Source organism: Anaerostipes amylophilus, from assembly GCF_025567365.1.
Taxonomy (GTDB): Bacteria; Bacillota; Clostridia; order Lachnospirales; family Lachnospiraceae; genus Anaerostipes; species Anaerostipes amylophilus.
The window spans coordinates 133065-159643 of the sequence record NZ_JAOQJG010000004.1; the positions used below are offsets into that span (position 1 = coordinate 133065).

Genomic DNA, 26579 nt, shown 5'->3' on the forward strand with positions numbered 1-26579 from the left:
ATATGAACTAAACATAAAGAAAGGAAAAATAAATGAAGATCAATATAGAATTTCCAAGAAAACTCTTAGAAGTATATAACGATGCATGTAAGCCATTATGCAAAAAGTTAAAATTACCACAGACAGCTTTTGATATTCTAATGTTTTTAGGAAACAATCTGCAGTATCAGACAGCAAGAGATATCGTTAAGGTTAGAAATATCAAAGCAAATCTTGTATCGATTAACGTGGACAAACTAGTAAAGGAAGGATACTTAAAGAGAGAAGCGATTGAAGGAGATCGGAGAAAGACAAAACTGGTCTGTACGACAAAAGCACAGCCAGTGATCAGGGAAGGACAACAGTTACAACAAGAATTTGTAGATCATTTGTTTGATAATATAACACAAAAAGAAAAAGAAATTTTTATCAAAGTGATGAAAACAATGGATAAAAATCTAGATGACATTTTGAAAGGTGGGAACTAAGATGAATATATTATTAACGATCATAGTAACATTTTTTGCAGGAATGGGAGCAGGACTTGGAACTGGGTTTGCGGGGATGAGTGCAGCAGCAGTGATCAGTCCGATGTTAATTACATTTCTTAAGATGAATCCATATATGGCTGTAGGAATCGCATTATCATCCGATGTACTGGCAAGTGCAGTTTCAGCTTATATTTATGGGAAAAATAAGAATCTTGATATCAAAAATGGAATGATCATGATGGTAACGGTATTACTGTTTACAGTCGCAGGAAGCTATATCGCAAGCCTTTTGCCCGCAGCAACAATGGGAAATTTCTCAGTTTTTATGACATTGCTATTAGGGATTAAATTTATCGTAAAGCCAGTTATGACAACAAAAGAAGCCATGCAAGGCGTTTCAGCAAAGAAACGAGCAATTCAATCCATCATTTGTGGAATGATGATCGGACTGATCTGTGGATTTGTCGGCGCTGGTGGTGGAATGATGATGTTACTGATCTTAACAAGCGTATTAGGATATGAGTTAAAAACAGCGGTAGGAACTAGCGTCTTTATTATGGCATTTACCGCATTTACAGGAGCCGCATCCCACTTTATGATCGGTGGGGCACCAGACTGGACGGTGTTTATCTTATGTGTTGCATTTACCCTGATCTGGGCAAGGATCGCAGCAAGATTTGCAAATAAAGCGACCCCAGAAACATTAAACAGGGCAACAGGAATCATTCTTGTGATCCTTGGAATCGTTGTTCTTGGATTTTCTATGCTATAAATGATGAAAAATATTGAAAGATCAAGGAAAAGAGTGATAAAATCAAACTATTAAATAAAAAAGGAGTCGAAATACAGCATGATAATCGATGAGTTAAAAAAGCAGGGAAAAGCTTTATTAGATGCAAGAAGAGAGGAGTTTGTAAGACAAAGCCTTTTATCCGATGAATTTCTAAATTTTATGCATCAAAATAGGAAACCCTTTGATCTTTTAATGTCATACTATGAATGTGCGATCATGGAAGTTGAAACAAAATTTAGGGTATTAAACCATGAACTATCTCTAGAATACGACAATAATCCGATTGAAAGCATTAAGACAAGAGTTAAATCGTATGACAGTATTTTAAAGAAGATCCGAAGAAAAAATATTCCTTTAAATCTGCAAGATATTGAGAAAAATTTAAAAGATATAGCAGGAGTAAGAGTTATCTGTTCATTTCCAGATGATATTTATCAATTAGCAGAGAGTTTCTTAAAACAGGATGATATTACATTGATCGAGCGAAAAGACTATATCAGGAATCCAAAACCAAGTGGTTATCGAAGCCTGCATTTGATCATACAAGTGCCAATCTTTTTACAAAATGAAAAGAAGATGGTTAACGTTGAAGTACAATTTCGAACAATAGCAATGGATTTCTGGGCAAGCCTTGACCATAAAATGAGGTATAAGAAAGAGTTGTCCAGTGAAGAAGTAGAAATCATTCAGGAAGAACTCTATGACTGTGCAAGACAAAGTGCAGCCCTCGATGAGAGAATGCAGGGAATCAGAGATCGTATTACGAAGAAACAAAGGACAGACACACTATTAATAGAAGATAAATTGTAATTTTTGACTGACTGTGTCAGAATAGGACAAGTATTAAAAAAAGTATAAAAATTTGTTAAGAAAGTGTTAATGAATTGACGGTAAAAAAATGAATATTATCATTGTTGGGTGTGGTAGAATTGGTTCTACACTTGTTGAGGAATTAAGTGGAGAAAACCATGACATTTCCATTATTGATGAGAAGACAGTTTCAGGATTTACCACAACAGGATATGCATCTACAGACTTTAATAAATGGCCGGAATTTTCAAAATTTATCTTGGTCATGCTGATGTTTTCCGGGGCATGTGCAGGAAGTACCGGTGGTGGTATGAAAGTATCAAGACTTGTCATTATGCTAAAGTTCCCAATGCTGTTATTGATCAATCCATATACATGGAAAGAAATGAAATTAAAGAAAAATAAGAAAAAAGGCCGTAGCTAATGGCCTTTTTTCTTATTTATCGGTAATTTATGAGACAAGTCTTTCTTTTTTTGAAGTTATATAATAAAATAAGGATAATCAAAATGGGAATGGAACGGAGGAGCATATGAAACGAAATACAGATTTTATGCTTCGTGATATTGCAGGCGAAGTAATTCTTGTACCAACAGGAGCCGCAACTCAGCAGTTTAATGGAATGATCACATTAAATGAAGTAGCAGCATTTATCTGGAAGAATTTGGATGAGTCTGAATCAAGAGAGATATTAGTTGATAAGATTATGGACGAATTTGAAGTAGACAGGGAAACGGCAACAAGAGATGTCATAGGTTTTGTAAGTGCCTTGTATGAGCGTGGATTGGTATTGGATGAATGAGAAAGATAGCAAATGATGTTTATATTCCAGTATTAAAAGAACTGGTGGAAGAAGGAAAAGAAGTCAGTATGATGATCAGTGGGAGTAGCATGAATCCATTTTTGATCCATCAGAGAGATTATATTTTGATGAGGAAGCCAGAAAGAGAATTAAAAGTTGGAGATATGGTGTTTTTTCAGAGAAATGACGGAGCATATGTGATGCACAGAATCCATCATATCAATAAAAAAGAAAAGTTATTTATCATTGGGGATGCACAGACAGAGATGGAAGGTCCAATTGATAAAGAACAGGTCTTTGCGATCATTATCAAAGTAAAGAGAAAAGGTAAATGGATCTCACCAGGAGATTTCTGGTGGGAGTTTTTTGAGCATATCTGGCTGCATTTGATACCATTTCGCAGAATATTGATGAAATTATACGGAATCAGAAGATAAAGAGTGGTAATATTTTACTTATTACCATTCTTTTTTTGTTATCAGACCATGATGAGAGTGTCAAAAGTAAATTTTGCCACTCTCTGATGTATCCAGATTGTTTCATTGCTACGCAATTTATACTTTTGACACTTACATTATTTTATAGTATCCTTAAAAGTAAAAGATACAAAACAGGAGGAAGATCAATGGGACGTGTATTTAAATTCCATAATGACGTAGATACAGATCAGATCATTGCGTCACAATATTTGTTATTACCAAATATTGAAGAGATGAAAGTATATACTTTTGAATCAATCGATAAAGACTTTGCCAAGAAGGTAAAAGAAGGAGATATTGTTGTAGCAGGAGAGAACTTTGGATGTGGATCCTCAAGAGAACAGGCACCAAGCGTACTAAAAGCCTTAGGTGTCAAAGCAGTGGTTGCCAAATCATTTGCAAGAATCTTCTATAGAAACTCAATCAACATTGGATTACCAGTGATCATCAGCAAAGACTTATACGATAAAGTGGAAGACGGAGCTGACATTGATATCAACCTGTCTGAAGGATGGATCAAAACAGAAAACGAAACCCTTCCATGTACCAAACTGCCACCATATATGCAGAATATTCTGGATCACGGCGGATTGATCAATTTCTTAAATGAAGGGGAGGAATAGTAACATGGGAATGACCATTGGAGAAAAGATTATCGCAAGAGCTGCGAAAGTAGATCAGGTAAAAGCAGGAGAGATCCATACGATCGAAGTTGACCGCTTAATGAGTAATGACGGAACAACACATTTGACAATTGATATGTACCATAACCAGTTAAAGCATCCAAAGATCGCAGATAAGGATAAACTGGTATTTATCATGGACCATAACGTGCCTGCAGAGAATCCAAAGACAGCAGCAGCACATAGAAAGATGCGTAATTTCGCAAAAGAACATCAGATCAAATTATATGAAGGAAAAGGTGTCTGTCATCAGATCATGGTAGAAAATCATGTATGCCCAGGAGAATTTATCATGGGTGCAGACTCTCATACATGTACATACGGAGCATTAGGAGCATTCGGTACAGGAATCGGATGTACAGACTTCTTATATGCGATGGTGACAGGACAGTCTTGGGTATTAGTTCCAGATACGATCCGTTTTAACCTGCATGGTAAATTAAGAGAAGGTGTATATGCCAGAGATTTAATGCTTTCTATCATTGGAATGGTTGGGGCAAATGGATGCAACTACAAGATCATGGAATTTGCTGGAGAAGGTGCTCATAACCTTGATATCGACGAACGTTTAGTTCTTTGTAACCTTGCAGTTGAAGCAGGAGCTAAGACTGGAATCGTTGAACCAGACGAGAAAGTCGTAGAATATGTAGAAAGCCGTGGAAGAAAGGCAGAGAACTTATTTAAGAGTGATGACGATGCGGTATTTGAGAAAGTTTATGATATCAACTTAGATGAGATCAAACCAGTTGTTGCAAGACCTCATCAGATCGATGACGTTGTGGATGCCAAAGAAGTTGCTGATGTGAAGATTGATGAAGCATTCTTAGGATCATGCAATAACGGACGTATCGAAGAATTACGTGTTGCAGCTGAAATCTTAAAAGGAAAGAAAGTAAGCGATAGCGTAAGATTCTTGATCGCACCGGCTTCTAATGAAGTTTATATACAGGCATTAGATGAAGGTCTGATCGACATCTTCATGGAATCCGGAGCAATGGTTATGAATTGCAACTGCAGTGTTTGCTGGGGAAGTTGCCAGGGTGTCATCGGTAAAGATGAAGTTTTAATTTCCACAGGAACAAGAAACTTCAAAGGACGTGCCGGACATCCAGATTCTTATGTATATTTAGGATCCGCAGCGACAGTTACAGCATCAGCGATCGCAGGTAAGATCACAACAGCAGACTAGATTTAAGAGAGAAGGATAGAATAGATATGGAACAGTTTAAAGGTAAGGTTTGGGTGCTTGGAGATGATATCGATACAGATATCATCATCCCAACAGAATATCTGGCACTTCCAACCGTAGAAGATATGAAACAGTACGGATTTTCTCCACTTCGTCCAGAATTAGCAGGACAGATCGGTGAAGGAGATATTATCGTAGCAGGAAGCAACTTTGGTTGCGGTTCTTCAAGAGAACAGGCACCAGAGATCATCAAAGCATTAAAAGTAAAATGCGTCATTGCCAAATCATTTGCACGTATTTTCTTCCGCAATTCCATCAACAATGGATTACTGCTGATCGAGAATGATAAGATTCAGGATGTAGTCAAAGAAGGCGATGAGATCGAAGTTACATTAGGTGAGAAGATCACACATAATGGTGTTGATTATGAAATCCATTCTCTTCCAGATAACTTAATGGAGATCATCAACGCAGGTGGATTGGTAGAAGCCATGAAGAAAAGAAACGGGGTGAAATAAAGATATGGGACAGACAATGATTGAAAAGATAATCAGCAGAAACGTTGGTGTTGACAGTGTAAAACCAGGACAGATCCAGACAGTTAATGTAGATCGTGTTATGATCCATGATATCTTTATTCCATTTGTAGCAGAAAAATTCGAAGAAATGGGATTTACAAAGTTATGGGATCCAGACAAAGTTGTACTGATCTATGATCACATGGTACCAGCAAGTACAACAGATGATATCAGACATTTTAAGATCGGTGATGCATTTGCTAAGAAATATGGTATGACACACGTTCATAGAAGTGACGGAATCTGCCACCAGTTAATGACAGAATGCGGATATGCGAAACCAGGAAATATTGTATTCGGAACAGACTCTCATACAACAACTTATGGTTGTGTTGGATGTTTCTCTTCAGGAATCGGTTACACAGAGATGGCAGCGATCCTTGGAACAGGTGAAATGTGGGTACGTGTCCCAGAGACGATCAAAGTTGTTATCGATGGTAAACTTCCTGAAAATGTAAGTTCCAAAGACATCATCTTACGACTGATCGGAGATTTAACTGCAGCAGGAGCTACATACAAAGCACTAGAATTCTCAGGAAGTACCGTTGATGAGATGAGCGTTGCAGCAAGAATGACAATGTCAAATATGGCAATCGAAGCCGGAGCCAAAGCAGCACTTTTTGCACCAGATGAGAAAACAGCTGAATATTCTCAGGTAGATTTAGCAGATGTTGACTGGTTATACGGAGACGAAGATGCCGAGTATTGCCAGACGATCACATACAAAGCAGAAGATTTAGTACCAGTGGTAGCATGTCCATCACAGGTAGACAAGATCAGAGCGGTCAAAGAAGTTGAAGGAACCAAACTTGACCAGGTATTTATCGGATCTTGTACAAATGGAAGATTAGAAGATCTGAAGGTAGCAGCAGAGATCTTAAAAGGAAAGAAAGTTGCTGACTATGTAAAACTGATCGTAACACCAGCCAGTCGTAAGATCTACAAACAGGCAGTCGATGCTGGATATATGAAGATCTTAGCCGAAGCTGGAGCGATCATTACACATCCAGGATGTGGATTATGCTGCGGACGTGCAGGAGGAATCATGACAGATGGTGAACGTGTTCTTGCAACAAATAACCGTAACTTCTTAGGAAGAATGGGAACATCTAAAGTAGAAATCTACTTAGGATCTCCAAAAACAGCAGCAGCATCTGCAATCGCAGGTAAGATCGTAGAAGCATAAAGGAATATATGGGGTAAAAGATCCTCATAGACATAAAGAAAAAACACATTGGGGGTCCTTAGGACTCCCATTTGCACTATATATGGAGTTTTTTATGACAAACTTATTAATATCACTATTTATTAAAGACAAAGAAAATATAAAGGACAGCAAAGTAAGAAATGCATATGGAAAGATGGCAGGAATCGTAGGAATCTGCTGTAATATCTTCCTGTTTGCAACGAAATTTTTTGCAGGGATCATCACAGGTGCGATCTCAATCACAGCAGATGCATTTAACAACTTATCCGATGCAGCATCCTCTATCATTACATTGGTAGGGTTTGATATTGCAGGAAAACCAGCTGACGAAGATCATCCATTTGGACATGGAAGGATGGAATATGTATCAGGACTAGTGGTATCTATTTTGATCCTGATGATGGGATTTGAATTATTTAAAACATCTGTAGAGAAAGTGATTCACCCAGAAGTAATTACGGAACAATGGATTTCTTATGTAATTTTAGCGATTTCAATTGCATTAAAGTTTTGGATGTATTTATTTAATAAAGGAATCGGATGGAGAATTCATTCAGAGACAATGAAAGCAACCGCAGCAGACAGCTTAAATGACTGTATATCAACCGCAGCAGTTGTCGGCGGAATGTTAGTTTTTCATTATTTTCATCTAAATATTGATGGAATTGTAGGAATTTTTGTGGCATGTTTTGTATTATGGGGCGGTTATGAATCTATCAAAGATACTTTAAATCCATTATTAGGAGAATCGCCAGATCCAGAACTGATTGCAAAGATCACAGAAACTGTCTTAAATCATAAGATGGTTATTGGAGTTCATGATATTGTAGTACATGATTATGGTCCTGGAAGAAGAATTGTTTCCTTACATGCAGAAGTTCCGTACAACAAAGATATGATGGAAGTGCATGATCTGATGGATCATATTGAGATGCGTCTGATGGAAGAATACCACTGCGAAGCAACGATTCATATGGATCCGGTTGTGACGGATGATGCGGAAGTAAATGAGACGAGAAAAGAAGTTTTGGAGATTGTTGAAAAATATGATAAGACATTATCAGTACACGATTTTCGAATGGTGAAAGGTCCGACACATACGAATGTTATTTTTGATCTTGTGGTGCCTTATGGGAAAGAGTATGATCCGGAGAGAATTGTGAAGGATATTAAGGAAGAGATTAAGAATGAAATGGTAGGGAAATATTATGCGGTTATTAGGATTGATAGATTTTAGCGTACTAAGTTATAGGTACAAAATTTATAAAAATATTGATCGTAATGGGTATAAGGAAGTAATCAAAATGGACAATGAAAAAGAACAGATCATCAACTATTGGGTAAACAAAGATAAAACATCAACACACATGGAACCAGAGAAATTGTTAAAACACATAGAAAATTTCATCAAAGAACATAACACCTGTGCCTTAGCAACTTCCGCTAATGATATCGTCCGCTGTACACCAATTGAATACAATTATATCGATGGCAATTTCTATCTCCTATCCGAAGGTGGACGAAAATTCAGAGGTCTGTACACGAACGAAAATGTAAGTCTAGCCATCTACGAATCATATCAAGGTTTCGGAGAACTAGCAGGAATGCAGATCATGGGTAAGACACAGATCATAGAGCCGTTCAGTGATGAATACAATAAAGTACTAGAATACAAGAAAATCCCAAGAACAGCTATCGAAAAGATGCCATACCCAATGAATCTGATCAAAGTAATACCTACAGAAATCGACTTCCTGAATTCAAAATTTAAAGAGGAAGGTTGCGATTCCAGACAGCATCTTAATCTTCCTCTAGAAGATGAGCAGTGATCGAATCAGGAAGTACATCCTTTAAAACATCTATACAAGAAAAATCAGTCCTGCTAGTCGGCAGGGCTTTTTTTGTAATCCGAAATCCCATTTTCTGATACATACCAACAGCCTTGTAAGCCCAAGTATGCGTATGAAGAAAAACAAAATCAGCATCCGGTTCAACAACAAGAAAACGAGACAAAGCAAACAAAACAATTGCCCTCCCAAGCCCCTTGCCCTGTTCATTAGGAGAAGCAGACACCCAATGGATCAAAGGAAAACGAACATCCCCATCCGTCTTAAACCAAGCACTCGTAGTAGCAACAATCTCTCCCTCAGGATTCACAATAAAACAAACCCTGTCAGCCAAAAGTTCCTCATGAGCTAAAAAAGTCTTAGCAAAATAAGCAGAAGCATCCTCAAAACAATCAAACTCCCCAACCAACACCTCAAGATTCGCCCAAGCAACCTTGTCCCCAGGCTCAAACATCTTATAAGAATAACCATCAGGCAAAACAGGAACCTTAAGAGTTTTTAACTCCTCAAAAGGCAGACACATCACAATATCTTTATAAACAAGAGACTTATCAAGCATAAACAAAAACCTCCTTGAAATCTAAAATAATAACGAATTAATTAAAGTATATAAATTATTAAATGAAAAGTCACGTGAAGTGGATGAAATAGAAAGTACTTTCGCAACCAATACCATTCTCCATACACACCTTCTAGAATTTCCACCATATTGTGGGTTCAGCACTATAATCTTCAGGTGTATGATAAAAAATAAATAATAGTCTGGAAAGGCAAAATTCTCTAGCTGCTTTTTCAGACTATTATTTATTTTTTATCATATACAGAAAGACTCCAGTTGGCCAACCAACCACAAATTAAAATTTCCTATTGACACTTCCCTTACGTCACCCTTTATGATAACGTTATAAAGAGAAAACCAAAGGAGGACGACAATGACAAAAGATGGCTACTACACATCCGGCGAATTTGCAAAAAAAGCCAATGTAACCCTAAGAACGATCCGCTACTACGACCGTCAAGGCATCTTAAAGCCAAGTAAAGTCGCAGACAACGGATACCGTCTCTACACTGATGCCGATTTTGCCAAATTACAAAAGATTTTGTCATTAAAATACCTCGGATTTTCCTTAGAAGAGATCATGACGATGACGATCAATGATGAAGACCAGGATTTTATCAAAGAATCAATCAGCTTGCAGTTATATCTTGTACAAAAGAAGATGGAACATTTGAAACTGGTAGAACAATCCTTAGAAGAGATGGAACAAAAGATGGCAAATGAAGAGAAAATTGACTGGACACAGATGATGAATCTTCTCCATGTAACCAATCTGGAAAAAGGATTAGTAGAACAATATAAAAATGCATCAAATCTAGATATCCGTATCGGACTTCATCAAAAATATTCACAAAATCCACAGTCATGGTTTGACTGGATTTACGAGCAGTTAAACTTAAAAGAAAAAGACGAAGTACTAGAATTAGGATGTGGAACAGGAGAGTTATGGAAGAATAAAAAACTTCCAGAAGATGTTCATGTTATCTTATCTGACCAGTCACAAGGTATGGTAAAAGATGCCAGAAAATACGTCGGAGATGGAAATGGACAGATTTTTTACCAGATGATCGACTGCAGAAAGATTCCAAAAGACGATCAAAGTTTTGATAAAGTAATCGCAAATCATGTATTATTTTATTTAGAAGACCGGCAGGAAGCACTGAAAGAAATCAAAAGAGTTCTAAAACCAGAAGGAACATTTATCTGCAGTACTTATGGAAGCAGTCACATGCAGGAGATCACACAGCTGATCAAAGATTTTGATGAAAGGATCACACTTTCCGATCATAAATTATATGATGTCTTTGGTCTTGAAAATGGAGAAGAGCAATTAAAGAAAGTATTCTCACAAGTAAAAGAAGTTGACTACAAAGATGAATTGTTAGTTGATCAGCCGGAACCGCTCATTTCCTACATTTTATCCTGCCATGGAAATCAGCATGAATATTTAAACCATCGTTATTTAGAATTTAAAGACTTTGTAAGAAAGAAGATGGCAGAGGGAGGCGTGATCAAGATCACAAAATCTGCCGGAATTTTTATATGTCAACCATAAGAAGCGAATGATAATGAAATGTATATGTAAGATATATAACATCATAAAGGAGGAGTTATGAGAGTTTTTGTAACAGGAGTCAAAGGACAGCTTGGCTACGACGTAATGAACGAACTAGAAAAACAGGGACTTGAAGGAATTGGTGTGGATATCGATGAAATGGATATCACAGATGCTGACCAGGTAAATAAAGTGATCAAAGAAGCAGCACCAGATGCAGTGATCCACTGTGCAGCATATACAGCCGTTGATGCAGCAGAAGACAACGAAGAAATCTGCAGAAAAGTCAATGCACAGGGAACAGAAAATATCGCAAAAGTCTGTGAAGAATTAGATATCAAAATGATGTATATCAGCACAGACTATGTATTTAACGGACAGGGGAAAAGACCTTGGGAACCAGATGATGAGAGAGAACCTTTAAATGTCTATGGACAGACAAAATACGAAGGGGAACTTGCCATCGAAGAACATGTGAAGAAGTTTTTCACAGTCCGTATCGCATGGGTATTTGGAGTAAATGGAAAGAACTTCATCAAAACAATGTTAAACTTAGGAAAGACACACGATCACCTAACAGTTGTTAATGATCAGACAGGTTCACCAACTTACACATACGACCTTGCAAGATTATTAGTCGATATGATCCAGACAGACAAATATGGAAGATATCACGCAACAAATGAAGGTCTTTGCACATGGTATGAATTTGCCTGTGAAATCTTTAAACAGGCAGGCATGGATGTATCCGTTGCACCAGTCAGCAGTGACGAATATCCAGCGAAAGCAAAACGCCCATCCAACAGCAGAATGGACAAAAGCAAACTGACAGCCAATGGATTTCAACCATTACCAATATGGCAGGATGCCTTAAGCAGATACTTAAAAGAGATTGACTATTAAAATAAATCGAAGATTAAATTCAAAAAAGGAGAAAACATCATGGGAAAAATTACAGTAACACCTTGCGACATTGAAGGACTTTACGTTATCGAACCAACAGTATTTAAAGATGAGAGAGGATATTTCGTAGAAACATACAACCAGAACGACATGAAAGAAGCAGGACTTGATATGGTATTCGTTCAGGATAACCAGTCTATGTCAACAAGAGGCGTACTTCGTGGATTACATTTCCAGAAACAGTTTCCACAGGGAAAATTAGTACGTGTAGTAAGAGGAAAAGTATTTGACGTAGCAGTTGACTTAAGATCCGATTCCAAAACTTATGGAAAATGGTTCGGTGTTGAATTATCCGCAGAAAATATGAAACAGTTCTACATCCCAGAAGGATTTGCACATGGATTCTTAGTATTATCCGATGAAGCAGAATTCTGCTACAAATGCACAGACTTCTACCATCCAGGAGACGAAGGTGGACTTGCATGGAACGATCCAGAGATCGGAGTTGAATGGCCATTAGAAGAAGGAGTTGACCTGATCATTTCTGAAAAAGATCAGAAATGGAAGGGGTTAAAAGATACATTTAAGTTTTAAGAAGCACCCAGAGGGAGAAAGGGAAGACAAATGAAGGGAATTATTCTTGCCGGAGGTTCCGGTACCAGACTGTACCCATTAACAATGGTAACATCCAAACAGTTATTGCCAATTTATGATAAACCAATGATCTACTATCCATTATCTGTATTAATGAATGCAGGAATCCGCGATATTCTGATCATTTCCACACCAAGTGACACACCAAGATTTGAGTCTTTATTAGGAGACGGACATCAGTTTGGAGTGAACTTATCATACGCCGTACAGCCATCCCCAGACGGACTTGCTCAGGCATTTGTGATCGGAGAAGACTTTATCGGAGATGACAGCGTAGCTATGGTTCTTGGAGATAACATTTTCCACGGACACGGCTTAAAGAAACGTCTCTTACGTGCGGCAAATAAAAAAGAAGGTGCAACAGTCTTTGGATATTATGTTGATGATCCAGAACGTTTCGGAATCGTAGAGTTTGATCCTGATGGAAAAGCAGTATCCATCGAAGAAAAACCGGAAAAACCAAAATCAAACTATTGTGTCACAGGATTATATTTCTACGATAATAACGTTGTAAAATATGCAAAACAGTTAACACCATCTGCCAGAGGAGAATTAGAAATCACAGATTTAAATAAGATCTATCTGGAAAATGGACAGTTAGATGTTGAATTACTTGGACAGGGATTCACATGGTTAGATACAGGAACACATGAGTCTTTGGTGGAAGCAACAAACTTCGTAAAAACAGTGGAAACTCACCAGCATCGTAAGATTGCATGCCTAGAAGAGATCGCATACTTAAATCATTGGATCACAAAAGACCAGTTATTAAAAGATATCGAACCATTAAAGAAAAATCAGTATGGACAGTATTTAATGGATGTTATGGCAGGAAAATTTTTAGATAAATAAGGAGAAGAACATGAAAATATTAGTAACCGGAGGAGCCGGATTTATCGGTGGAAACTTCGTTCATCATATGGTAAATAAATACCCTGACTATGAGATCGTAAACTTAGATTTATTAACATACGCAGGAAACCTTGAGACATTAAAACCAGTGGAAGACAAACCAAACTACAAATTTGTCAAAGGTGATATCGCAGACCGTGAATTTATCATGGATTTATTCGAGAAAGAGAAATTCGATATCGTTGTAAACTTTGCAGCAGAAAGCCATGTAGACCGTTCTATTGAGAATCCATCGATCTTCGTAAGAACAAACGTAGAAGGAACCGTTGTATTATTAGATGCAGCAAAGAAATATGGTGTAAAACGTTACCATCAGGTATCCACAGATGAAGTATACGGAGATCTTCCATTAGACCGCCCAGACTTATTCTTCACAGAGACAACACCACTGCACACATCAAGCCCATACAGCAGTTCTAAAGCAAGCGCAGACTTATTTGTATTAGCTTACCACAGAACATTTGGACTTCCTGTGACAATCTCAAGATGCTCAAACAACTATGGACCATATCATTTCCCAGAGAAACTGATTCCATTAATGATCAGCCGTGCATTAGCAGATGAAGAACTTCCAGTCTACGGAAAAGGTGAAAATGTCCGTGACTGGTTACATGTATCAGACCACTGCGAAGCTATTGACCTGATCATTCATAAAGGAAAAGTCGGAGAAGTTTACAACGTAGGTGGACATAACGAACGTACAAACTTAGAAGTTGTAAAGACAATCTTAAAAGCATTAGACAAACCAGAAAGCCTGATCAAATTTGTCACAGACCGTCCAGGACATGACATGCGTTACGCGATCGACCCAACAAAATTAGAGACAGAACTTGGATGGAAACCAAAATACAACTTCGACACAGGAATCGCACAGACCATTGAATGGTACTTAAATAACAAAGAATGGTGGCAGAACATTTTATCTGGAGAGTACGCAAACTATTTTGATAAGATGTACGGAAACCGTTTATAGGAGAACTGTATGAGAGTACAGAAGAAGACAAAACGAGTGTTATACTGGGGGATAACACTCGTTTTGATGATTTTAATTTTTTCATTTTCCGCAAAAAATGGGACATCCTCTGCGGGGATGAGTATTGGGTATGCAAAAGAATTAGCAAGGATCTTAAGTTTTTTTGGATTCTTCAAGATTCATTCCAATGCAGATCTTATGATGCATGCGGAAGCAGTGCATACATTCGTTAGAAAAACAGCACATTTTACAGAGTATGCAGTCCTTGGATTCTTTACTTATAAGGCAGTATCCTGTGATGTGAAGGATCGAAAGAAAGCAGTATTGATCGCACAGTTGATCTCTACAGGGTATGCGTCAACTGATGAGATCCATCAATTATTTGTTCCAGGGAGAGAAGGAAAAGTATTTGATGTGATGATTGATAGTTGTGGGGCATTTTGTGGGATTATGGTTTCAATGATTACAAAAGGACAACGATTCGAACATTTGTATTGCATTTAGAACAAAATTGAAAGATGTTAATTTAACATATGAATTTTTTGATGAATATCAAAGTTAAAATTTCCTTTTGAAATATAAGAGTCTATTTGTGAGATTATTCGCACAGACTCTTATATTTTTTCTCTTTTTATGTGTTAAAATATGGTATAGAAAAAAGAAAAAGGAGTTGATTTCCATGCAGACAAGACAACAGGCAATTACCTACGGCCTAAGCTTCCCACATACATACGTAGAAGCTCCTTTCAAAGACCCAAATTGGGAACTTGTAAGAGTTAAAGGAAGTAAAAAAGCATTCCTGTGGATCTATGAAAAAGATGGTTATATTAATCTTAATATCAAAGTTGATCCAGAATGGAGAGACTTCTGGAGAGAAGCTTACGATGCTGTCATTCCAGGATATCACCAAAATAAAAAATACTGGAATACGATCATCTTAGATGGAACCATACCAGAAAAAGATATCAAAAAAATGATCAAAGAAAGTTACGATATCATCACAGACAGCCCAACCAAAAGGATTTACGAAGCAGTCAAACAAATCCCAAAAGGACATGTCGCAACTTATGGGCAGGTGGCAGCTATGGCAGGAAACAAAAAGATGTCAAGAGCCGTCGGAAACGCCCTGCACAAAAATCCAGACCCAGAACACATTCCATGCTTCAGGGTAGTCAATGCCAAAGGAGAACTTGCAGGAGCCTTCGCATTCGGCGGAGAAGGAAGACAGAGAAAGTTATTAGAAGAAGACGGAGTTCAGGTCGTAGATGGGAAGGTTGATTTGAATAAATTTGGGATAGATTTATAGATTAAGCAAGATTAACGCAGAATACATACTATAAGTAATGAAAAGATATTTTAAGAATGGTACGATGGATATTCTTTTGACGGAGTAGAATCTATTTATAGTCCAAATGGAGAAGTCAGAGGAGAATATATTAAAAAATAAATGATTTTATAATATTCTGCCAATAACTCAGTCTATTAAATATTTTTCAATAAAATTTCCAATCCCATCATGATCATTATCATCTGTAATATAATCCGCAACACTCTTCGTTTTCTCACTACCATTAGCCATAACAACGCCAACGCCAGCATGAAGTGTCATCTCATAATCATTATCAGCATCCCCAAAACTGCAAAGATTTTCCATTGTAAAACCGCGTTTTTCCATAATTTTTCTTAATCCAAAATCTTTAGAAATTCGAGGATCCATAAATTCAAATAAAAGTTTTGTTGTCTGAAGACATGCGGATTTAAATTTTTCATTATGGAAAGTCTTGCTTCGTTCAATGACAGCAGGCATCGTCTCAGGAGCACAAGTGATCAGAAGTTTCAATTGATCCTGCTTTAAAAATTCATTAAAATCAATGACTTCATAAGGCAGCTGATCTGTATCAGATAAAGATTTGATCAGATCATCTTCTTTTGGAGTATACAAAACCCCATCTCCATGAATCGCAAAATTCACATCCATATCTTCAAAATGTTTCATGATCTCTAAGATCAGGTTTCCAGGCAATGGATAATTCATCTCATAATAATCATCCGCATAATCATAGATTTCTCCGCCATTGCTGCCAACCATAAGATCAACAAGTCCATCAATTCCCCACACTTTTAATAAATGCTTGACACTTGGAACATCTCTTCCAGTAGAGATACCAAATAAAATCCTGTGTTCACGAAGTTTTTTGATTGCTTCAATGGTTTTAGGTGTGACGATTCCGTTACTGCTTAATAAAGTTCCATCGATATCACACATAACAGCTTTCACGTTTTTCATAAAAAATCTCCTTTTACTCATCATTTATATAGTTCAATGATAACACAGAACTATAAAATCTGCATAGTCTGATACAAGAAAGAACTGCAGGAAGTATGAATTATGGCAAGAGTGATTCTAGATGCTGGACACGGCGGTTATGATAATGGAGCTCAGTACGATGGAAGAAAAGAAAAAGACGACAACTTAAGGCTGACACTCGCTGTCGGACAGATCTTAGAGCAAAATGGAGTTCCAGTTTCCTACACAAGAAAAAGCGATATCTACCAGTCTCCATCGGAGAAAGCAAGACTTGGCAATGAAAGTGGAGCGGATTATTTTATTTCTTTTCATAGAAATGCAAGTCCCAATGCAAATGAATATCAAGGGGTTGAAACTCTGGTATTTGATGACAATGGAATCAAAGCTGAGATGGCGAGAAATGTGAATGTAAACTTAGAACAAGTAGGATTTCGAAATATTGGAGTCAAAGAACGGCCAAATCTTACCGTATTAAAAAGAACAAAAATCCCTGCGATCCTGATCGAAGCAGGATTTTTAAATTCCGATCAGGACAATCAAAGATTTGATGAGAAATTTGAACAGATCGCACAGGCGATTGCAGATGGGATCATGCAGACGATCGGGGATGAAAAAGAAGCGCTGCGGGGAATCTACAGAGTTCAGATTGGATTATACCGCAATTTCTCCAATGCACAATATGCTCTAAATCGTGCGGTAGCAGATGGATATGAAGGAGATATTGTCTATGAAGATCCTTATTACGCAGTCCAGATTGGGGAATACAATACGCTTGATGAAGCAGTAAGACTCGAAAATGAACTGAAGAAAAAAGGATATGACACACTTGTTATCAAGAAATAATCTCAATAAGAGAAATACGCAGATACTGCAAGGTGCGCCGCCATAAGAATTTTAAGACGTGGCACGCACCAGCAGTTAAGAAACACTCAATAAGTATTGTTTAAAATAATGAAAAGAAAATAAATAAAAGATTGACTTTTGTGCAAAATGCTGATAGAATAAAAACAAGTTAAAGAAATGAATAAAGTGACTTCAATAGTATGAATATTTAGGATTGTCACTGGTAATGCAGGCAAAACCGGATTTTATAAGTATGAAAGGCACAGACTTTTCATGTTTATAAAATGTGGTTTTCTTTTTATTTGAAATTAGAAAATATAGAAATTATATTTGATATATATTTTCCATTACAATGGAGAGAAGATTATGAAAATAGATAAAGTAATGAACAACAATGTAGTAAGCAGCATTGATGAAGACGGTCAGGAGATCATTGTTGTTGGAACAGGAGTTGGTTTTCAGGGAAAGGAAGGAAAACCAGTTGATGAGAAGAAGATTCAGAAGATTTTTCGATTAGAAGATCCGAAAATGATTCGAAAATTAAAAGAAATCTTACAGGATCTTCCGATGGAACAGTTTGAAATTTCAACAGCGATCATCGAACATGCCAAGCAAAGTTTAGGCACAGAATTGAATGAGAATATTTATGTGACATTAACAGATCATATTCATTTTGCGATTCAAAGATATGAAGACCATATGAATTTTCCAAACCCGATGTTGCGGGAAGTGAAATTGTTTTATGAGAAGGAATTTGCACTTGGAGAGTATGCTCTAGGAATGATAAAGCAGAAGCTTCATATCGATTTGCCAATGGATGATGCGGCATCGATCGCATTACATATCGTGAGTGCAGAATTTGACACGAGAGTAAGGGACACATTAAAGATCACACAATTTTTAGAAGATGTCATGGAGCAGGTAAAGAATTATTTTCATTTGGAGATAGATACTCAATCGCTTAGCTATGAGCGGTTTATCACACATTTGAAATTCTTATCAAGAAAGTTATTTGCATCAGAGCGAATGGATGATATGAATAATGACGTACAGGAGATGATACAGAAGATCTGTCCGGAAGAATATCAGTGTGCACGATACATTAAGAGTTTTATCAAAAAACAATACAAAAAAGATATGACATCAGCAGAGATTGCTTATCTTACGATGCATATCGAAAGGATCAGAAAAAACAGTATAGAAAAAGGAGAAGAAAATGTTTGATACATTAAAAAAGATGTTTGAAAAAAACGCAAAGATAATTTCAGTCAAAGCAGCAGAAGATGGAAGAACAATCCCGATGGATCAAGTAAATGATCAGACATTTGCCCAGGAATTATTAGGACCTGGAATAGCAATCCATCCATCAAATGGGACAGTTGTTTCTCCAATTGATGGAACCATAGCTACAGTGATGGATACAAAGCATGCAGTTTGTATTCAAGGAGAAGATGGATTAGAGATGATCGTTCACGCAGGTCTTGATACTGTGGAGTTGAATGGAAAGTATTATGAAGCACATGTCAATACAGGAGACCATGTAAAAGCAGGAGACGTTTTGCTTACATTTGATATTGAGGAGATTGCAAAGGCAGGATATGAAGTCACAACGCCAATTGTAATAACGAACTTAAGTGGTTATAAGATCACAAAATGTTTAACAGGACAACAAGTGCAAGCGGGAGATGAGGTGATACAATTAACAAAAGAATAACTAAGATAAGTAACCAAAAGAGAAGGAAAACATGAAAAACTAAAAGTAAAAATGAAAGTAAAAATGAAAGGGGACGAGCTATATGAAATTTTTACAAAAATTAGGAAAAGCCTTGATGCTTCCAGTAGCGTGTTTACCAATCTGTGGTATTTTAATGGGAATCGGATATGCACTGTGTCCTGCAACCATGCAGGGTGGTGATATCACAGGGATCGGAAACCAGATCGGATTCTTCCTCGTGAAGGCAGGAGGTGCTTTGATCGATAACATGGCATTACTGTTTGTGATCGGTGTAGGTGTAGGTATGTCGGATAAACACGACGGAACTGGGGGTCTGGCAGCCTTAGCATCATGGCTGATGATCACAACCTTGTTATCTACAGCAGTAGTAACAACGATCATGCCATCTATCGCAAAGAATGCAGATGCAACACTTGCATTTGATAAGATCGCCAATCCATTTATCGGTATCTTATCTGGTGTGATCGGATCTATGTGTTATAACAAGTTCAAAGATACAAAATTACCAGACTGGTTATCATTCTTTAGTGGTAAACGCTGTGTAGCAATTGTTGCTGGTGTTGTATCTATCATTGTATCTGTTGTATTACTGTTTGTATGGCCAGTAGTATTTACAGCACTGATCACAGTTGGTCAGTCTATTGCCAAGATGGGAGCCATTGGAGCCGGTATCTATGCATTCTTAAACCGTCTGCTGATTCCAACTGGATTACATCATGCATTGAACAACGTATTCTGGTTTGATACGATCGGACTTGGAGATTTAACTCATTTTTGGGCAGGTGAAACATCTAAGAATGTATCATGGAGCCTTGGAATGTATATGTCAGGATTCTTCCCATGTATGATGTTCGGTATTCCAGGAGCAGCCTTAGCGATGATCCAGACAGCAAAGAGCAACAAGAAAAAGATTGCCATCGGTTTAGTAGGATCTGCAGCCGTTTGTGCATTTGTCTGTGGTGTAACAGAACCATTTGAGTTCGGATTTATGTTCTTAGCACCAGGTTTATATGTAATCTACGCACTCCTTTATGGAATTTTCACAACGATCACAACTCTGGTAGGATTCAGAGCAGGATTCAGCTTCTCCGCAGGAGCAACCGACCTTGTATTCTCATCTTCCTTACCAGCAGCACAGAAGACATGGATGATCATTCCTTTAGGAATCGCAGCATTTATCGTATTCTATGTAGTATTCCGTATTGCGATCACCAAATTCGATCTGAAAACACCAGGTCGTGAAGATGATGATATTGATGAAGAAAACATCGCATTAGCAAATGACGATTATACAGCAATGGCATCTGTGATCCTGGAAGGATTGGGTGGAAGTGCCAATGTTAAGAGTGTTGATAACTGCATTACAAGACTTCGTTTAGAAATCAACGATGATGATAAAGTAAATGAAGCAAAGATCAAATCCTCAGGAGCAGCAGGAATCATTCGTCCAGGAAAAGGTAACATTCAGGTTATCATTGGACCAAAAGTTCAGTTTGTTGCAGATGAGATGGAAAAATTATGTAAATAAGTCTTTGTTGCTATTCATAATTCTCCCCGAAAACGGACCGGCGATATGCTGGTCCGTTTTTCCGTTGATATCATAAAAGACTTTTTGTATAATAAAGATAGTTTTGCAAAGTAAGTGATGACGCATTCTGGACTTTCGCAGATCAAATGGTTAACAGCGTGAATGTATGGAAATTAACCGTAACCGAATGGTCTTGCAAAGAACATTAGATAAATCGAAAGTACATTCAAAAACTTGATTAAACAAAAACAAATCACGACGGAACAATCAGTTTCAGTAAAACAGGGCCAAAAAGCTCTGTTTTATTTGATTGTAAAGTATCAGACTGTTAAAATAGAAGCAGAAAGAATCATATAAATAGTAACGAGAATCGAGGTAATACAATGATCATAAAAAACGGACTGGTTTTTACACCAGAAGGAACATTCGAAAAAAAAGATCTCTATATAGAAGGAGAATATATTTCTAACAAAACAACAGATAACAAAGAAGTAGAAGCCGAAGGATGCTATGTGATCCCAGGTCTTGTAGATATTCACTTCCATGGATGTGTCAGACATGATATGTGTGATGGAACCGAAGAATCGATTCAGGCACTGGCTGATTATGAGGCAGCCAATGGAGTATTAGCAATCTGTCCAGCTACAATGACAATTCCAGAAGACCAGTTAATGCAGGCAATGAAAGCGGCTAAAGAACATAAGAATGGAAAAGGTGCAGATCTTGTCGGAATCAATATGGAAGGACCTTTTGTAAACAAAGAAAAGAAAGGCGCCCAGAAAGAAGAAGATATTAAAACAGCCGATGTAGATTTCTTCCACAGAATGCAGGAAGCAGCAGGTGGACTTGTGAAATTGATTGATCTTGCACCAGAGACAGAAGGTGCAATGGAATTTATCGATCAGGTAAAAGATGAAGTTCATGTATCAATCGCACACACAACTGCAGATTATGATACAGCAACCGAAGCGATTCATAGAGGTGTCGATCATATTACTCATCTATACAATGCAATGCCGCCATTTGGTCACAGGACACCAGGAGTTATTGGAGCAGCAAGGGACAGCGAATGTTTCGTAGAACTGATCTGTGACGGGGTTCATATCCATCCATCTTGTGTCAGAGCAACTTTTGAGATGTTTACAGACAAGAGAATTGTTCTGATCAGTGATAGCATGATGGCAACAGGTATGGATGATGGACAATACGAATTAGGTGGACAGCCAGTAACTGTAGTAGGTAATCTTGCAACACTGACAGAAGGAGGAGCTATTGCAGGTTCTGCAACAAACCTGATGGATTGTATGAGAACAGCAGTTAAGAAGATGAATATTCCATTAGAAAGTGCAGTCAGGTGTGCAACATTAAATCCAGCAAAATCGATTGGAATCGATGATAAATATGGAAGCCTTGAAGAAGGAAAATACGCAAATGCAGTAGTTTTAGATAAAGATTTAAATATTGTATCCATCATCCAGAAGGGTCAGGTAAAATAAGTATCATAAAATAGAAAATATCAACAAAAATAAGAAAAAGGATTCTGTGAAAGCAGGATTCTTTTTCTATGTCTAAATTCATAAAATGATAAAAAAAGAGAGGCAGATCAAACAATGCTTCGAAAAATGTCAGTCATTATCCTGTTGATCTTGACAGCACTCTGGGTTACAAACAGTGACAGTATTCGTCCAGCCAGAGAATTTATACAAAACAATATCTATGTCTGGAGTGAAACACAGGAAGAAAAACTTCCAATTTACTGTGTAGATACAGATAAAAAACAAATCGCATTGACATTTGACACCGCATGGGGCAATGAAGATATTCCACAGATCTTAAAGATACTAAAGCAGGAAAATGTAAAAGCAACTTTTTTCTTCTGTGGAGACTGGATCAGCAAATATCCAGCGGATATCAAAACAATCTACGATGAAGGGCATGATATCGCAAGTCATGGAGATCATCATAAATATATGACAAAATTAACAGATAAACAGCAGCAGGAAGAGATCCGAGGTGTCACAGAAAAGATTCAAGGATTATTAGGTATCAAAATTGATCTGTTTCGTGCACCATACGGAGACTATAATGAATCTGTTGTAAAAAATGCAAGAAAAATGAATTATTATATCATTCAATGGAACGTAGACAGCTTAGACTGGCAGGAACCAACCAAAGAACAGTTGATCAAGAAAGTTTGTGAACATAAAAATTTATCACCTGGAAGTATTATTCTGATGCATACTGGAACAAAATGCACCAAACAGGTATTAAAACAGATCATAAGAAATATCAAAGCAAAAGGATATGAGCTTGTACCAGTCTCCAGATTGATCTATCGAAGTAACTATCGCATTGATCTAACAGGAAAACAGATAAAATTATGAAATATCAAAAAGTTATCGAAACGAACAAAGAAATATCGCTAAAAATCAAAAAAGGCAAGATTACATTGATCGCAGGACCAAGCGGTAGTGGGAAGACGACGCTGTTAAGACATTAAAAAAAAGAACAGATGAAGCGTACGGTTGCGGAGATCGTTAATTATTTTGATCTGCAAAAGATTTATCATAAAAGTACAGATGAATTGTCTGGAGGCCAAAAACAGATGGTAAATCTTGCAGCAGTTATGGCAATGCATCCAAAGGTGTTGATCCTTGATGAACCAACAGCACAGTTAGATCCCACAGTAAGAAATGACTTTCTTGTGATGCTTCAGAAATTACATAAGGAATTTGGATTAACGATTATTTTGACATCCCATAATTTAGAAGATGTGATGGAAATGGCAGATCAATGCATCATCCATTTGAACAGTCACTTCCACAGATTCTTCGTTTGGAAGATAAATTTAACTTAGAACCAAGCTTTAAGATAGAAGAAGCAAGGAAGCAGATAAGAAAGATCAGCTGTTTGCAGATCTGTTGGAGATGGGAAAAGGCAAAGAGGAAAGAGTCGATGAACTGTTAGAGATGGCAGATCTTATGAAAGAAAAGTATGCACATCCATATGATCTAAATGGCGGCCAGCAGCAGATGGCAGCTTTGGTCAAGGTATTGCTTGCAGACCCAGAGATTTTGCTGCTAGATGAGTCAACCAAAGGGATGGCCAGAGAACACAGCAGGAGATTTGGAGAGCTTTTACAAAAACTTGCAGATGAGGGAAGAACGATTTTCATGGTATCCTATGATCTGGAATTCTGTGCAGAATATGCAGACCGTATCGGGATGATGTTTGATGGCAAAATTGAAGGAATTGGAGAACCATCGGAATTACAATTTACTTTGTAGCAGGAACATCCTACAAGTTTAAAGTAAAACCATACAAATACACAAAGAAAAAAGCAAAAGTAGGAAAGAGTTACAAGTTCCGCCTGGTAGGAATCAAAACAGTGAATGGAAAATCTGTCGAAAAAACGATCAAATAAAAGTACTAGATAAAATACAAAAAAGGACTTGATTTTCAAAAAGAATCATTGTATCCTATAACCAGTGAAGTTACTGACAAGGGCGTCAAACAATTAGTTTCATATTGTTTGTCGCCCCTTTTTTTCTACTATCAGTTAGATAATAGAAGAAAAAATATATAGATTATGCTTCAAATGTAAGAGAAGAAAGGAAGAACTCTATGAAGGAAAAAATCAATGTATCAGAAATCTTCGGATCCCACGTATTTAACGACAGTGTTATGAAAGCACGTCTTCCAAAGGCCGTTTACAAAGATCTGAAAAAGACAATCGAAGAAGGAACAGAATTAAATCCAGCAATTGCAGACGTAGTTGCGAATGAGATGAAAGAATGGGCTATTGAAAAGGGTGCTACACATTATACTCACTGGTTCCAGCCATTAACAGGTGTGACAGCAGAGAAACATGACGCTTTCATTAACCCAACAGACGATGGTAAAGTTTTACTTGAGTTCTCAGGAAAAGAACTGATCAAAGGTGAACCAGATGCATCTTCATTCCCATCAGGTGGATTAAGAGCAACATTTGAAGCAAGAGGATATACAGCCTGGGATTGTACATCACCTGCATTCATCAAAGAAACAGAAAATGCATGTATCTTATGTATTCCAACAGCATTCTGCTCATACAAAGGAGAAGCATTAGACAAGAAGACACCACTTCTTCGTTCTATGCAGGCATTAGATATCCAGACAACAAGATTATTAAATGTATTAGGAAATAAGAATGTAAAACGTGTTAGCACATCCGTTGGACCAGAACAGGAATATTTCTTAGTTGATGAAGAAAAATATAAACAGAGAAAAGACTTGATCTTCACTGGACGTACATTATTCGGAGCAATGCCTCCAAAAGGTCAGGAAATGGATGACCATTATTTTGGAATCATCAAACCAAGAATCGAAGGATTCATGAAAGATTTAAATATCGAAGCATGGAAACTTGGAATCAGTGCTAAGACAGAGCATAACGAAGTAGCACCAGCACAGCACGAATTAGCTCCAATTTATAACTCAAACAACGTGGCAACAGACCACAACCAGTTATTAATGGAAACAATGAGACGTGTTGCAAGACGTCACGGATTAAAATGCTTACTTCATGAGAAACCATTTGCAGGAATCAACGGATCAGGAAAACATAACAACTGGTCTATGGTAACAAATGAAGGAAAGAATCTGTTAGATCCAGGAAAAACTCCTCATGAAAACAATCAGTTCTTACTGATCTTAGCTTCCATTATTGCAGCAGTAGATAAACATGCAGATTTACTTCGTATGTCAGCATCTACACCAGGAAACGACCACAGATTAGGAGCTAACGAGGCACCTCCAGCAATCATTTCTATCTTCCTTGGAGATCAGTTAGAGGATGTTGTAAAACAGCTTGTAACAAGAGGAGAAGCTACAGAATCTAAACATGGTGACAGACTTGCATCAGGAGTACATTCTTTACCAGCATTTGAAAAAGATGCAACAGACCGTAACAGAACATCACCATTTGCATTTACAGGAAATAAATTCGAATTCCGTATGGTTGGTTCTACACAGTCTATCTCTGATCCAAACGTTGTATTAAATACGATCGTAGCAGATGTATTTGCAGATGTTTGTGACAGATTAGAGAAAGTAGAAGGCGGAGCAGATGCAGTAGCAATGGAAGCTCACGAGATCACAAAAGAATTATTAACAGAGCATCAGAGAGTTATCTTCAATGGTAACGGATATTCTGATGAATGGGTAGCAGAAGCTGAGAGAAGAGGACTTCCAAACTTAAGAAGCATGGTAGATGCAATCCCAACATTAACAACAGAAAAATCTATCAAGATGTTCGAAAAATTCGGTGTATTTACAAAAGGAGAATTAGAGTCCCGTGTAGAAGTATTATATGAACAGTATTCTAACACGATCAACATCGAAGGACTTGCAACATTAGATATTGCGAAGAAACAGATTGTTCCAGCAGTTATGAAATATCAGAGAAAACTTGCAAATGGAGTTGCTGAACTGAAGACAGTTGGAGTTGACAGCTCTGTACAGGAAAAACTGTTAGAAGATATCACTGCAAACTTAAAAGATTTATTTGCAGCGATTAAGAAATTAGAAGCAGATATTCCAGAAGCTCAGGCATTAGAAAGTGAAGCACAGGCTCGTTTCTATCATGATACGATCTTTACAGATATGAGTGCAGTACGTGAACCAGCAGACAGACTGGAAATGTTAGTAGCGAAAGAAGATTGGCCAATGCCAAGTTACGGAGATCTGATCTTCGAAGTTTAAGATTACATAGT

General features: G+C 37.4%; 29 protein-coding genes and 3 pseudogenes. 30 read left to right on the forward strand and 2 right to left on the reverse strand.

Going from position 1 to position 26579, the window contains the following annotated elements; all coding sequences use genetic code 11:
- The first annotated feature begins 32 nt into the window (after positions 1-32).
- The 13 genes and pseudogenes from OCV53_RS06995 (at position 33) to OCV53_RS07055 (ending at position 8838) form a co-directional block, all read left to right on the forward strand.
- Entirely contained in the window at positions 33-467 is a 435-nt protein-coding gene (locus OCV53_RS06995; RefSeq protein ID WP_022374449.1) for a MarR family winged helix-turn-helix transcriptional regulator, read from the forward strand.
- A gap of 1 nt (position 468) precedes the next feature.
- Positions 469-1242, forward strand: coding sequence for a sulfite exporter TauE/SafE family protein (locus OCV53_RS07000; RefSeq protein ID WP_022374448.1), 774 nt, complete (start codon positions 469-471; stop codon positions 1240-1242).
- 78 nt (positions 1243-1320) lie between these two features.
- A complete protein-coding gene (locus OCV53_RS07005) occupies positions 1321-2073 on the forward strand; it encodes a GTP pyrophosphokinase (protein WP_055197341.1) in 753 nt (250 codons plus the stop codon).
- 88 nt (positions 2074-2161) lie between these two features.
- Positions 2162-2245: pseudogene (locus tag OCV53_RS12430) on the forward strand (hypothetical protein); the annotation flags it as partial.
- A gap of 27 nt (positions 2246-2272) precedes the next feature.
- Positions 2273-2416 (forward strand): annotated as a pseudogene (locus OCV53_RS12530) (potassium transporter TrkG); the annotation flags it as partial.
- Between the two features lie 187 nt (positions 2417-2603).
- Complete coding sequence (locus tag OCV53_RS07020) at positions 2604-2873, forward strand: PqqD family protein (protein ID WP_022374445.1); 270 nt, start codon at positions 2604-2606, stop codon at positions 2871-2873.
- Complete coding sequence (locus OCV53_RS07025) at positions 2870-3310, forward strand: S24/S26 family peptidase (RefSeq protein ID WP_022374444.1); 441 nt, start codon at positions 2870-2872, stop codon at positions 3308-3310. Before OCV53_RS07020 ends, OCV53_RS07025 begins: the two co-directional genes overlap by 4 nt.
- 188 nt (positions 3311-3498) lie before the next feature.
- A complete protein-coding gene (locus OCV53_RS07030; protein ID WP_022374443.1) occupies positions 3499-3975 on the forward strand; it encodes a LeuD/DmdB family oxidoreductase small subunit in 477 nt (158 codons plus the stop codon).
- Between the two features lie 4 nt (positions 3976-3979).
- Positions 3980-5224, forward strand: coding sequence for a 3-isopropylmalate dehydratase large subunit (locus OCV53_RS07035; protein WP_055197345.1), 1245 nt, complete (start codon positions 3980-3982; stop codon positions 5222-5224).
- Positions 5225-5250: 26 nt separating this feature from the next.
- A complete protein-coding gene (locus OCV53_RS07040; RefSeq protein ID WP_055197348.1) occupies positions 5251-5742 on the forward strand; it encodes a LeuD/DmdB family oxidoreductase small subunit in 492 nt (163 codons plus the stop codon).
- Positions 5743-5746: 4 nt separating this feature from the next.
- Positions 5747-6988: a 3-isopropylmalate dehydratase large subunit gene (locus tag OCV53_RS07045; protein ID WP_055197350.1), complete on the forward strand. Its 1242-nt coding sequence runs from the start codon at positions 5747-5749 to the stop codon at positions 6986-6988.
- A gap of 94 nt (positions 6989-7082) precedes the next feature.
- The gene (locus OCV53_RS07050) at positions 7083-8246 is read left to right on the forward strand and encodes a cation diffusion facilitator family transporter (protein WP_022375093.1); all 1164 of its coding nucleotides are present in this window, start codon (positions 7083-7085) and stop codon (positions 8244-8246) included.
- Positions 8247-8313: 67 nt separating this feature from the next.
- A complete protein-coding gene (locus tag OCV53_RS07055; protein ID WP_055197352.1) occupies positions 8314-8838 on the forward strand; it encodes a pyridoxamine 5'-phosphate oxidase family protein in 525 nt (174 codons plus the stop codon).
- Here OCV53_RS07055 and OCV53_RS07060 read toward each other — a convergent pair.
- Positions 8810-9415 (reverse strand): GNAT family N-acetyltransferase, encoded by a 606-nt coding sequence (locus tag OCV53_RS07060; protein WP_055197354.1) that lies wholly within the window; start codon positions 9413-9415, stop codon positions 8810-8812. The genes OCV53_RS07055 and OCV53_RS07060 overlap by 29 nt on opposite strands.
- 373 nt (positions 9416-9788) lie before the next feature.
- On the opposite strand from OCV53_RS07060, the gene OCV53_RS07065 reads away from it, so the two are divergent.
- The 7 genes from OCV53_RS07065 (at position 9789) to OCV53_RS07095 (ending at position 15718) form a co-directional block, all read left to right on the forward strand.
- The gene (locus OCV53_RS07065) at positions 9789-10970 is read left to right on the forward strand and encodes a MerR family transcriptional regulator (protein WP_055197356.1); all 1182 of its coding nucleotides are present in this window, start codon (positions 9789-9791) and stop codon (positions 10968-10970) included.
- Positions 10971-11027: 57 nt separating this feature from the next.
- A complete protein-coding gene (gene rfbD, locus OCV53_RS07070; protein WP_055197358.1) occupies positions 11028-11873 on the forward strand; it encodes a dTDP-4-dehydrorhamnose reductase in 846 nt (281 codons plus the stop codon).
- Between the two features lie 39 nt (positions 11874-11912).
- Positions 11913-12467, forward strand: a complete 555-nt coding sequence (rfbC, locus tag OCV53_RS07075; protein ID WP_009265363.1) for a dTDP-4-dehydrorhamnose 3,5-epimerase — start codon at positions 11913-11915, stop codon at positions 12465-12467.
- Positions 12468-12497: 30 nt separating this feature from the next.
- On the forward strand, positions 12498-13379 hold the full coding sequence (gene rfbA, locus OCV53_RS07080; RefSeq protein ID WP_055197360.1) for a glucose-1-phosphate thymidylyltransferase RfbA: 882 nt from the start codon (positions 12498-12500) through the stop codon (positions 13377-13379).
- 10 nt (positions 13380-13389) lie between these two features.
- A complete protein-coding gene (rfbB, locus tag OCV53_RS07085) occupies positions 13390-14412 on the forward strand; it encodes a dTDP-glucose 4,6-dehydratase (protein ID WP_055197362.1) in 1023 nt (340 codons plus the stop codon).
- A gap of 9 nt (positions 14413-14421) precedes the next feature.
- On the forward strand, positions 14422-14916 hold the full coding sequence (locus OCV53_RS07090) for a VanZ family protein (protein ID WP_055197364.1): 495 nt from the start codon (positions 14422-14424) through the stop codon (positions 14914-14916).
- 175 nt (positions 14917-15091) lie between these two features.
- Positions 15092-15718 (forward strand): methylated-DNA--[protein]-cysteine S-methyltransferase, encoded by a 627-nt coding sequence (locus OCV53_RS07095; RefSeq protein ID WP_055197366.1) that lies wholly within the window; start codon positions 15092-15094, stop codon positions 15716-15718.
- A gap of 168 nt (positions 15719-15886) precedes the next feature.
- On the opposite strand, the gene OCV53_RS07100 is transcribed toward OCV53_RS07095, so the two are convergent.
- Positions 15887-16699 carry an HAD family hydrolase gene (locus tag OCV53_RS07100; RefSeq protein WP_055197368.1) on the reverse strand — a complete coding sequence of 271 codons (813 nt, stop codon included), beginning with the start codon at positions 16697-16699 and terminating at the stop codon, positions 15887-15889.
- A gap of 102 nt (positions 16700-16801) precedes the next feature.
- On the opposite strand from OCV53_RS07100, the gene OCV53_RS07105 reads away from it, so the two are divergent.
- The 10 genes and pseudogenes from OCV53_RS07105 (at position 16802) to OCV53_RS07150 (ending at position 26568) form a co-directional block, all read left to right on the forward strand.
- Positions 16802-17563: an N-acetylmuramoyl-L-alanine amidase gene (locus OCV53_RS07105; protein WP_055197370.1), complete on the forward strand. Its 762-nt coding sequence runs from the start codon at positions 16802-16804 to the stop codon at positions 17561-17563.
- A gap of 366 nt (positions 17564-17929) precedes the next feature.
- A complete protein-coding gene (licT, locus tag OCV53_RS07110; RefSeq protein WP_022374975.1) occupies positions 17930-18787 on the forward strand; it encodes a BglG family transcription antiterminator LicT in 858 nt (285 codons plus the stop codon).
- Positions 18780-19277, forward strand: a complete 498-nt coding sequence (locus OCV53_RS07115; RefSeq protein WP_055197372.1) for a PTS sugar transporter subunit IIA — start codon at positions 18780-18782, stop codon at positions 19275-19277. Before licT ends, OCV53_RS07115 begins: the two co-directional genes overlap by 8 nt.
- Positions 19278-19359: 82 nt before the next feature.
- Positions 19360-20826 (forward strand): PTS transporter subunit EIIC, encoded by a 1467-nt coding sequence (locus OCV53_RS07120; RefSeq protein WP_022374973.1) that lies wholly within the window; start codon positions 19360-19362, stop codon positions 20824-20826.
- 383 nt (positions 20827-21209) lie between these two features.
- A complete protein-coding gene (gene nagA, locus OCV53_RS07125; protein ID WP_022374972.1) occupies positions 21210-22322 on the forward strand; it encodes an N-acetylglucosamine-6-phosphate deacetylase in 1113 nt (370 codons plus the stop codon).
- A gap of 114 nt (positions 22323-22436) precedes the next feature.
- Entirely contained in the window at positions 22437-23210 is a 774-nt protein-coding gene (locus tag OCV53_RS07130) for a polysaccharide deacetylase family protein (protein ID WP_055197374.1), read from the forward strand.
- Positions 23207-23437: pseudogene (locus OCV53_RS12535) on the forward strand (ATP-binding cassette domain-containing protein); the annotation flags it as partial. The gene OCV53_RS07130 and the pseudogene OCV53_RS12535, both read left to right, overlap by 4 nt.
- A 21-nt stretch (positions 23438-23458) precedes the next feature.
- On the forward strand, positions 23459-23683 hold the full coding sequence (locus OCV53_RS12540; RefSeq protein ID WP_416781749.1) for a hypothetical protein: 225 nt from the start codon (positions 23459-23461) through the stop codon (positions 23681-23683).
- Positions 23684-23753: 70 nt separating this feature from the next.
- Entirely contained in the window at positions 23754-24113 is a 360-nt protein-coding gene (locus tag OCV53_RS07145; protein ID WP_055197378.1) for an ATP-binding cassette domain-containing protein, read from the forward strand.
- Between the two features lie 337 nt (positions 24114-24450).
- Positions 24451-26568, forward strand: coding sequence for a glutamine synthetase III family protein (locus OCV53_RS07150; RefSeq protein ID WP_055197380.1), 2118 nt, complete (start codon positions 24451-24453; stop codon positions 26566-26568).
- Positions 26569-26579: the final 11 nt, after the last annotated feature.